Genomic DNA, 10,899 nt, shown 5'->3' with positions numbered 1-10,899 from the left:
TCACGCCGCGGGCCATCATGCCGCCGCCTTGCGCAGGGCCAGGCCGAGGTCCTGCAGGTCACCGATCGAGACGACCGTGAGGTCACCGATGTTGGCGCGCTGAGTCTCCAGGCCATGGGCACATCGGATGGCGAACGCACGTACGCCCGGGGGCACGTGGTTGGTGGCCTTGCGGAGGTCTCCGGCGGTCGGCTGGTCGCCGGTGATGAGGAAGAACACGGAGGCATTGGGGACGTGGTCAGCGGTCTCGCGAGCCACGTCCACACTGGTCTTGCGCAGGGGTTTACCCTCAATCCGGGTCATGTCATCCAGCATGTTGCGTCCCGTCTCGGTGTGGACCGGGCCGGCATGGGTGCGGATGGACAGGTTGCGCTGCTCCTTGAAGGCCTCGAGTCCGATGGAGGACGCCACGGAGATCGCGAGCTCGAAATCGTTCTCGGTGGCGTACTCGGACGTACTCGTGGACAGGGCGATGGCCAGGTGTGCGCGCCGGGTCTCCTCGAACTGGCGCACCATGAGCTTGTTGGTGCGGGCCACCGTCTTCCAGTGGATGTGGCGGCGATCGTCTCCGGGGACATAATCACGCAGCGCGTGGAAGGAGACGTCCGCGCTGGACAGGTCACGGGTCGGCAGGCCTTCGAGGTCGCGGATGAACCCGGCCGAGGAGCCCTGCAGTGCCACGGTCCTCGGGTGGACGTACAGTTCCTCCGGCTCTGTCCACTTCAACTGGCGGCGCAGCAGGGCCAGCGGATCCTGGCGCACCGAGCGCACGGGGCCGACCGTGATGACCGCACGGCGATGCGTGGGAATGGTGAAGAGGTCCTCGTGCACGGCACCCGGGCGCATGCGCGGCAACTGGAAGACGGCGGTGGCCCGCCCCACGGGCAGTTCCATGGCGGCCGGCATCAAGGCCTTGTCCGCCGTGTTGGTCACCTCGATCGCGCCGACGGCACGGTCACCCACGGCCACACGGGAGCGCGCGAGGTCCAGGTCCACCCGATAGGAGGACCGGCCCAGGATGAAGCCGATGGCGAGCAGAAGTAAGAACACGCCCACCAGCCCGGCCACGATGGCCTCGGCCCAGCCGAAGACTAGTCCGACGATCCAGGACCCGACGGTGATGACCAGCACGAGCCAGCCCAACGGGGAGATGACCTCCACGACCGGCTGGACATTCTTGCCCCACCATCCGGTCGCGGCCTCGCGGGCCGGCTCGGTGGTGACCGCCGTCGTCTCCCGCAGGCGCCGCCAGCGGTCCTGCAGCTCGACCGCCGCCTTGCTGGCCCGTTCGGAGGACTTCGAGGGGCCCTTCTGCTGCGGGGTGGCGCTGAGTGCCGATCCACGGCGGGTTGGGGCCTTCGTGGATCGCCGCGAACGCCGTGTTTCGGGTGATGACTGCGTGCTCATGTGGTGCGGGAGCCTCTCAGGCGCCGGAGACGGAGGAACCACCGCGGTACACGGTGTCCTCGTTCGCCTCGTTGGCGGTAGAGCCGGCAGCCGGACCGGACGCCATCGCGGCGGCTGGCTCCGGGGCCTCGGACCGATGCTGCGGCGCGCCGACGGTGGCCAGGACGCGGGTCAGGACGGCCTGGGGGGTGGCCCCGGCGAATTCGGCCTCCGGGTCCAGCACCAGTCGGTGGGTCCACACGTGCGGGGCGAGGTCCTTGACGTCGTCCGGCAGCACGTAGTTGCGGCCGTAGGAGGCGGCACGCACCTTGGCCGCGCGCACCATGGCCATGGCACCGCGCACGGAGACACCCAGCCGCGTCTCGTCCGCCAGCCGGGTCTCCTCGGTCAGCTCGGCGATGTAGTTCAGCACGGCCCCGTCCACGTGCACCGTGGTGGCCAGCTCGGTCATGTCCTGGATGGCCTGGGTGGTGATGATCGGGGTGAGGGCGCCGGAGCGGTCCTTCGTGGCGGCGCCGGAGAGCAGCTCCACGGTGGACTTGCGGTCCGGGTAGCCGATCGAGGTCTTGATCAGGAAACGGTCCAGCTGAGCCTCGGGGAGCTTGTAGGTACCGGCCTGCTCGATGGGGTTCTGGGTGGCGATGACCATGAAGGGGCGCTCGTTGGTGTAGGTGACGCCGTCCACGGTCACCCGCGCCTCCTCCATGACCTCCAGGAGGGCCGACTGCGTCTTCGGCGAGGCGCGGTTGATCTCATCGGCCAGCACGATGTTCGCGAAGATGGGCCCCTGGTGGAACTCGAACTCCTGCGACTTCTGGTCGTAGATGGTCACACCCGTGACGTCCGAGGGCAGCAGGTCCGGCGTGAACTGGATGCGGGAGTGAGTGCCCTTGACCGTCGCGGCCAGCGAGCGGGCGAGCATGGTCTTGCCGGTGCCCGGAGCATCCTCGAGCAGGACGTGGCCATCCGTGAGCATGGCCGTGAGGACCAGCGAGATGACGTCTTCCTTGCCCAGGATCGCCTGGCCGATGTTGTCCGAGATCTTCTCGAACGTCCCGGCAAACCACTCGGCCTGTTCGGTGGTCATGGTCATGGGTGCTGCTCGCTTTCATGGGGCTTCAGTGTGCTGAGTGGTGAGGTGAGGACCGAGCGACCGGGAAACTACCAGGGCCGCATCTTGTTGGAGTCGATGCCGTTGACGCGTGCCCAGACGTTGAAATGCGGACCCGAGTAGGTGCCGTGCCAGCAATTGATCATCTTGCGGGCGCTGCCCCCAGACCCCACCGAGATGGTGTGGGTGGAATTATTGAACTGGTGCGTCCCGCCCCGGTCAGACATGCATTGAACAACGTGGTTGCCCGCTGGGAAATCCTGGACCGAGACCTCCAGTTTCCGGCAGTCTGACGTGCACTTACCGGGGATGTTGACCGTGTCACCCGGCTGCATCGTGACCTTCGGCTGTGGCGGTGGCGGCGGGGCCTCGTTCGACGTGGCCGATTTCGGCCATTCCTTCGACTGCTGGGCGGAGGAGTCCAGGGTCGTGGCCACCTTGACCACGACCGTGGACTTCGTGGAATACCCGACGTTCTTGGTGAAGGAGCCCGGCTTGGCGTCGACCTTCTGGCCGTCCACCGTGACGGTCATGGTCAGCCCGCGCCCGTTCTCGTAGTCACGTACGTTGGGATTCCAGCTGAACGACACCTTCTTCTCGCCGCCGCTGGCCTTGACGTTCGCGGCGTCCTTGATCGGGCCGTAGGCACTGGTCTGGTTGGAGGATCCGGAGGCGTCACCGGCACCGGCCGCATTCTGGGCGCGGACCCTCACGGTCACGTCCTTGCCGTTGCTGCCCACGTTGATGGTGCTGCCCGGCCCGCTGATGTTATTCCAGCTGCCACCGCTGACCTGGTACTGGTAACCGGTGATCGGCGAGCCGTTGGCCGAGCCGGGACTGAAGTCCACCTTGATGGTGTTGTTCTTGCCGGTGGCATCGATCGAGGGCTTGGATGGCGCCTTCGGCCGCCCGTAAGGAGTGACCGCAGTCGAGCGTGGCGAGCCTTCGGATTCTCCGACCCGGTTCTCTGCCACCACGGAGAACGAATACGACGAGGTGGTCTTCAGGCCGGTGACCTGTTGCGATGTCCCACTGATATCGCTGATCGTCCTGTCCAACTTGCCGCCCTCGTAGACCTGCAGGTGGTACTTCGAGATGGACGCGCCATTGTTGTTGGGGGCACTCCACCGCACGTTGGCCACACCTCCGTTGACGGCGGACTCAGCCCGGGAGGCCGAGGGTGCCAAAGGCTGCATGGGTACCCCGGCCGGGGTGATCGATGACGACCAGCCGGAGAATTCGCTGGGCCGGTCCGCGTCGTTCACGGCCTGGAGCCGGAACTGGTAGGCGGTGCCGTTCGTCAGGCCCTCCCACGTGGTGGAGGTGCCCGAGACCGTCTTCTGCGTCACACCGCCCGCGGGTGCCGGTGAGATCTCCACCGTGTAGGAGGTGATGGGCGAACCCCGATTGACCGGGGCGGTCCACGTCAGGTCGATCTTCTTGTCCCCGTCCGTCCCCGTCGGCGGGGCCGGCTGTTCTGGCTCAACGTCCGGCCGCGCCGGCGCGGAGGAGACCGAAGAATCGGACTCGCCGACCTCATTCGTGGCCGTGACGGCGAAGGTGTACTCCTGGTTGTTCGTCAATCCGGAGATAGTGCACGTGGTGGCCGCGCATTCCTGGTTCACGCCATCTGCGGTGACCGTGTAGCCGGTGATGGCCGCACCGTTGTTGGCCGGAGCGTCCCACGTCAGCACGACCTCAGAGTCGCCCACGGAGTCCACGCGCGGTATACCGGGGGCCTCGGGGACGCCCTTCACGTTCAGCGTGATGGTGCCCTGGACGTGGCGGTCGGGATCCTCCGTCATGTCCTGGACGGTGTACTGGACGGTCATCTGGCCGACCAGGTTCTCATCGGGGGTGACCACCACCGAGTCACCGGAAACCACGGCCTCGCCCGCTCCGCCGGCCAGTTCGGTACTCACCAGTTGAAGCTCGCCCTCCCCCTCGAACGGATTCACGTCGTTCGCGAGGACGGGAACCGTCTCGGCCCGGCCCTGATGGGCGTCTGGCACGGTGTCCGGGTTCGCCACCGTCAACGGGCGGTCCGAGGCATTGACCGTGAGCGTCACCTGCGCCGGCACGGGATCGGACTTGCCGTCCGTCACCGTCACCTGAACGGTGCCGCGGGTGCCCTTCGGGGTGTCTGCACCGGCGCTGGCGGCGAGCACGGACCCCTCGAGGCTGATATCCAGGCCCTCGATGGAAGACTCCGCCAGCGCGAAGGTGAGGTTCTCGGCGTCGTCCGGGTCCGGATCGGACGCGGCCTGGGCCAGGTCGAGGGTCGCCGGATCGCCACCGGCGGCAACTTCCATGGTGTTGGACTGGAACAGCGGCGGGATGTTCTCATCCGGGCGCGGCAGCACTCGGACCGGTTGGGTCAGGACCGCTTTCAGGCCCTCGGCATCATCCGGTCCGGAGCCGTCCGTCACCTCAAAGGTCACGGAGGCGGCGCCGGTGAAGTCCTCGGGCGCGGTGAAGACCAGGTCGGTGGCGGAGCGGACCAGGCCGCCCTCAGACTCCGGCGTCGAGGTCACCTTGGACTCCTCGGTGATCCGCGGTGACTTGCCATCCCGGACCACCACGAGGTCGTCCAGATTCAAGGCGAGTTCCTCACCGGCCATGACCTCAATCGGCGCCTCCGAGCGCAGCGTTGGTCGGGCCTCACCGGCTCCCGGGACGATCACGAAGGCGTAGGCGGAGAGGTCGTCGGCATCCGTGAGCCGGTAGGTGATCACCTGCGGATTGGACTGCACGGGGACCACCAACTGATTGTCCTCCGTGAGGGTCACGCCCTCAGGGTTCTCCGGCAGGTCCACCACCAGATCGTCCGGGGTGCCGTCCGGGTCCTCATCGTTCTTGAGGATGTCCACCGTGACCTGGTCTTCATCCACGGTCTCCCGGAAGGAGACGCGGTCGTCCCGGGCGATCGGCGCACGCAACGGTGCGTTGGGGTCCGACTCGACCGTCAGCGTTCCGGTGTCCTGACCACCGCGGCCGTCCGTGATGGTGTAGCGCACGGAGACGAACCCGGCCTCCGGCGGTGAGGTCAGCAGGATGCGGCCATCCACCAGGGCGGCGTCCGAGCCCTCGGTGGCCTCCAGCGTGTCCACGAACTTCAGCTCGTCCCCGTCCGCGTCCGTGTCATTGGACAGCACGTCCACGGCTACCGGCCGGTCCGGGCGCACCTGGATGGAATCATTGACTGCCACGGGAGGGGTGTTCTCCTGTGCTACAGGGGCGATGCCGACCATGATCGTCCCGGTGGATCGGGCCCCGAGGCGGTCCTCGACAACGTAAGTGAACACGTCGGTTCCGGTGGAGCCGGCCGTGGCCGTGTACTCGATCGAATTGGCCGTGACCTTCGCGGACCCCTTGGTGGGGGGATTCTCCAGCTGCACCAGGGATACCGAGTCCCCATCCGGGTCGATCCCGTCCAGCGGAATCGGTATGGCGACGGTCTCGCCGGAGAACACACGGCCCTCCACCGTCTCCGGAGACGGCGGTGAGTTGTTCTCCAGGTCCAGCGCATTGACGTGGAACGTGACCCGGGCCGAGGCCTGCTGGCCGTCCGGTCCGGAGACGGTGTAGACGGCGGAGACCGTCTTGGCCTCCTCGCCGGCCCGGAACCGGATCTTGTTGTCCGAGACGGACACCAGGCCGTCCGCCTCGTCGACGCCCTCGGCCAGCTCGGGCTCGAGGGTGAGTTCGGCACCGTTGGGATGGACGTCGTTGTCCAGGACCGGCACGGTGACCACGTCTCCGGCCCGCACCACGGCGGTGTCCGGGTTGGGCCGCGGCGGCTCCATGGACTCCGGGGCCGGGATCGGGATGACGGTGACCTCGCCCTTCGAGGCGGCCGTGCCGTTCGTGACGGTGTAGGTGAACGTGACCGGCTCGGTCAGTCCCTGCTGATCGGTGACGCGCAGGACGGCATTGCGTTCCACGGAGACGTTGAAGGGGGCGTCCTCCGGCACGTCCACCTGCTGGGCCACCAGCACGCCACCCTCGGGATCAGAGTCGTTGCCGAGGATGTTGACCAGCACCTCGCCGTTGGCGGGCAGCAGCGCCACGTCACGCACGGCCACCGGCGCACCGGTGTTCTTGTCCGGGTCCTTCACGTCCACCCGGATCAGCCCCGGGGCGGAGGCCGGCCCGTTGGTGGCGACGTACTTCAGGTAGAAGGTCTTCTCCTGGTCCGAGCGGAAGGACACGGTGCCCGTGTCACTGTTCATGTCCACGTCCGCACCGGAGATCGGGTCCACGTGGGCCAGGCGCAGCTCGGTGCCGGTCGGGTCGAAGTCGTTCTCCAGGGGTGAGAAGGTGGCCTCCTCCCCCACGTTGACGGTCACGTGGTCTGTGGCGGTGATCGGCGGGGCCGCACCCTTGGGCAGCACTTCGATGACCACGCGGCCGGTCTCCGACTCGCGGCGGTCGGAGACGGTGATCTCCAGTTCCTTGGTGCCGTCGGTCTTGCCGACGTCCTCGAAGGTCAGCACGCCGTCCGGGCGTACCCGCACCACGTCACCGTCCTCGGAGACCGCCCCCATCAGCTGCAGGTCGTCCCCGTCCGGGTCCTTCCAGTCCGTCAGGATGTTCTGTGAGACCTCGGTGCCCGCCTGGACGCGCAGGGTGGTCACCCGTTCCTGGACGGGCTTGCTGTTCTCCTCTTCCGGGACCACGCGCACGGTGGCCTGGGCCTGGTCGGTGCCCCCACGCCCGTCGTCCGCCGTGTAGGTGAAGGCGGACGAACCGCTCGCGTCCTCCGGGACCACCATCTGGAAGCCTGTGCCGTCGTAGATCTCCTGCAGGGTGCCGGTCTCGGGCTGGTCCCCGTCCAATTCCGCGGTCAGCAGGTCGCCGTCCGGGTCCACGTCGTTGAACAGCACCGGCAGGGCGGTGGTACGCCCGGCACGGACGCCGAAGGTGTCATCCTCGGCGACCGGCTTCTGGTTCTCCTCCTGGCGGTCCGGCAGTTCGATGGAGTCGGTGATCTCGTCCGACTCCTCTTCCTCCTGCTCGCCCTCGCCCTTCGGCGGCTCCAGGTCCGCCCAGTTGTTGACGATCTTCATGCCGTCCGCCACGAGCCAGGTGTTGCCCTCCGAGATGTCGTTGAGCACCACCACGTCCCGGTTGACGCGGAACACCATCTGGGCCTCGGCCGGCATCTCGGGGATCTGCTCGGTGGTGTCCTGGGAATCATCGTCGCAGTCGCGTTGGTACAGGCCGGACCCCTGCCAGGCCGCATGCGTGCAGGTCCCCACGCGCACCGGCTGGATCGGGGCGCCGGTGGTCTCCACGGTGGTGTACTGCGTTTCCCCGCCGTCCAGCGGCACGGTCGCGGTCTTGTTGGCGAGCGCGACGACGGCCCCGGCCGCCTCGGGTCCCGGCGCCTGGAGCTTTCCCTCGGCCGGATCGACGACGCTGGAGGCCTCGCCCTCGGAGGTGACCAGGGTGCCGGAGGCCGCATCGAAGACGACGCCCGTCTCCCCCACGGCCGAGATCTGCGGCTCGGCCATCCCGGCGAGCCCGTCGATCTCGGTGGAGGAGACCTCCCGGAAGCCGGCCGGGTCGCCGTCCGCGCCGTCGTCGTTGTCTTCCGGAGCGCCCGTTGCGCCGCCGGAGTCCTGCTCGTCCGCCGGGGCCTCGCCGTCCCCGACCGCTTCGGTCGAACCGTCCTGATTGGACTGCTCGCGGAGCTCATCTTCCGTCAACGGGCGGAAACCCTTGATGAGGTTGGCGTCCAGGTCCGCTACCCAAACCGTGTCATCGCGGCCCACGGCGGAGAGCACCCGGCCCTCCCCCTCGTAGAAGGGGTCCGCGGACTCGGAGGCGATGGCCCCGAGGTTCTGGGTGGTGGCGGCGTAGACACGGCCCTGGTCCGTGTCTGAGACGGCCACGATCCTCTCACCGTAGGAGAAGGAGGAATTGGCCGGGAGCATCGTCTCGTCGGAGAGGACGAAGGCGGCCGGGTCCACGGTGGTGGCGGCGCCGATCTCGAGGTCCCGGAGGTAGACCTGGTCCGCGTGCTGCGCCAGGTCGAACTCGGTCATGGTGGTCGCCACGCCGCCGTCGAGGGTCTGTGACTGGTAGTTGAGGTGGGCGACCTTGTTCTCCGCAGCGTTGACCACCCACACGCCACCGTCATTGAGATCGACGTCCGCGGTCTGGAACCCTGGATAGAGAATGGCGCCGGTCACCGCCACGGCGGAGACACCAACGAACGCAGTCGCCTTCAACGCGCCTTGGCGCCCGGCGCCGAAACCTGTCCCCACGTTTTGTCCCCCGATGGTGAAATCACGGGCCGTCCTGCGCGCCAACGGCACAGCGGCCACTGATGGGGAAGTCTACCGGTTCAGCCGAAGGCGCAAACCTGATTTGGCCCTGAGGGCATGGGTAGTTCTCCCCATGTACGCCCGTGACCGCCGGCCAGTGTCAATCGACCACGAGACCATTGCCGGACCCGGGCATGAGGATGGACGGCCGGATCTCCCCGAACCCACGGACCATCCGCGGAGGCTGCGGGACCAGGACAAACCGATCGTCCGCCTCCAGGGCCATGGCCGTCATCGCATCCACCAGGACGGTGCCCGGGTCCGCGAGCGCGGTCAGCCGTGAGGCGAGGTTCACGGTGGGGCCGTAGATGTCCCCCAGCCGGGAGAGCACCCGGCCCCACACCACGGAGACGCGAGACGAGGGCAACACCGGATCGTCGGCCATGGCCTGTGCCAGCGCCAGACCGATCTGGGCTCCGGCCTCCGGCGTCTCGGCGTTGAACAGCACCTCGTCACCGACCGTCTTGACCAACCGGCCACCGCCGATCGAGATGATCTCGGCGCACTTGTTCTCGAAACGCTGCACCATCTGGGCCAGGGTGCGCTCGTTCATCTGCCGGGACAGGGAGGTGTAGGAGACCATGTCCGCGAAGCCCACCGCTCGGGCCAGCGGCAGCGGGGCGTCGTCCTCAGAGCCGTCCCTGCCCACGGCACTGGCAGCCAGCCCCGCCTCCACCCGGACGGTGAGCCGCTGCAGCGCCGAGTTGAGCTGCCGCCGGTAGGAGTAGGCCATGACCTCTTCGAGCGGTTCGATGATCTCCGGCAGCATGCGGACCACCTCGCGGCGAGCCTGCGGGTCCGTCATGCCCTCACTGATCTTGTTCTCCACGAGGGCCTCGATCTGCCACACGACCATGCGGTCCGTCATCTGGCCGATGGAACGGGTCAGGGAGATGGCCGTCTCCTCGTTGAGGATGCCGTGCCGGACCAGGTCGATCATGGTGCCGATCGCGTCGGTGTCCTGCTGGGTGAAGGCGCGGTCCTCGTCCTTGACATTCGGGAATCCCAGGGCACGCCAGAGCTTCCGGGCCGAGATCAGGGAGACGCCGAGTTCGCTGGCCATGTCCCGCCGGGTCATTGAGCGCGGTCCGCCCAGCAGGTCCTTCTCCAGGGCCGAGATTGCCTGGGTCCAGGTGGTGACCTCCTGCTCGTCCTCCAAGGCCAGCGCGGACGTGGTGGTGGTGTCCGGTGCCGGGTGCGGCCGGGCCTGGCGTTCCACGTCCGGCGCGGGGACCTGTTCCATCTGCGCGGTCCGCCGCAGCGGAGCGTCAGCGGGGCCCGTCGCCGGGGCGGGCCCGGACTGCTGATCGGCTGTGGGCCGGACGCCCTCCGTCAGCAGACCCAGATCACCGTGGTCATCCAGGGACGTCGGTTCGGGCAGGTCATCCCAGTCGTCCATCGGACCGGTGTACTCAGCCACGGTAGCCACCCCTCATCATTGGTCCTGGTGCCGACCCTGGTGCCGGTCGCAGTGCCGATCCCGGTGCTGGTCCTTGCTCCGCGGGTGGGCCGGCCGTCCCGGCGTGGGCGGAGATCTCCTGGCGCAGGGCGCCGATCTCGCGGAGGATCAGTTCCCGGAAGCGTGCCGCCTCGGGCATGTTCGCGAGCACCCACGAGGCCCCGGCCCCATGGTCCACCAGGAGGTCCCCGGAGCGGCTCATCTTCTGGCCGCGGCGTTGGCGCAGACGCACGTCGTAGACGGAGAGCAGGTGCAGGGAACGTTCCCTGGACTTGCCGATCCCCGCTCGTTGAAGGATGCGGCGGGTGGTCAGCAGGGTGCGGCGGTTGAACCAGCGCCAGGCGGGGCGCAGGCAACCGAAGAGCAGGGCCACGGCTGCCAGGATCCACGCCACGACCGCCAGCCAGCTTCGGGATTCCACCAGAAAGTCCGCCAGGTCCGGCCGGGCGAGGAAGCCCTGCACGTAGCCGGTGGCCAAGGCGATCAGCATCAGGCGCAGGACGGGCATCGTCAGGGCACGCGGGTGCGAGCGGGTACGCACGCGTACCTGCTCACCGGGCGCCAGCCTCAGTCCCACGTCGGGCCATCCT

5 protein-coding genes are annotated in these 10,899 nt (G+C 68.0%); all 5 read right to left on the bottom strand.

Translation table 11 applies throughout. The features are described 5' to 3' along the window. Positions 1 to 15: 15 nt before the first annotated feature. Positions 16 to 1,407: a DUF58 domain-containing protein gene (locus BOSE125_RS02775; RefSeq protein WP_236557786.1), complete on the bottom strand. Its 1,392-nt coding sequence runs from the start codon at positions 1,405 to 1,407 to the stop codon at positions 16 to 18. Positions 1,408 to 1,423: 16 nt separating this feature from the next. Next, positions 1,424 to 2,500: a MoxR family ATPase gene (locus BOSE125_RS02770; RefSeq protein ID WP_159549633.1), complete on the bottom strand. Its 1,077-nt coding sequence runs from the start codon at positions 2,498 to 2,500 to the stop codon at positions 1,424 to 1,426. Between the two features lie 68 nt (positions 2,501 to 2,568). After that, positions 2,569 to 8,754, bottom strand: coding sequence for an Ig-like domain-containing protein (locus BOSE125_RS02765; RefSeq protein WP_236557785.1), 6,186 nt, complete (start codon positions 8,752 to 8,754; stop codon positions 2,569 to 2,571). A 196-nt stretch (positions 8,755 to 8,950) separates the two neighbouring features. After that, positions 8,951 to 10,093, bottom strand: a complete 1,143-nt coding sequence (locus BOSE125_RS02760) for an adenylate/guanylate cyclase domain-containing protein (protein ID WP_159554601.1) — start codon at positions 10,091 to 10,093, stop codon at positions 8,951 to 8,953. Between the two features lie 169 nt (positions 10,094 to 10,262). Next, positions 10,263 to 10,886 carry a PH domain-containing protein gene (locus BOSE125_RS02755; RefSeq protein WP_159549630.1) on the bottom strand — a complete coding sequence of 208 codons (624 nt, stop codon included), beginning with the start codon at positions 10,884 to 10,886 and terminating at the stop codon, positions 10,263 to 10,265. Between the last annotated feature and the right edge of the window lie 13 nt (positions 10,887 to 10,899).

Source organism: Citricoccus sp. K5, assembly GCF_902506195.1.
In the GTDB taxonomy this organism is placed as follows: domain Bacteria; phylum Actinomycetota; class Actinomycetes; order Actinomycetales; family Micrococcaceae; genus Citricoccus.
This window is presented reverse-complemented; position numbering and strand designations above follow the sequence as displayed.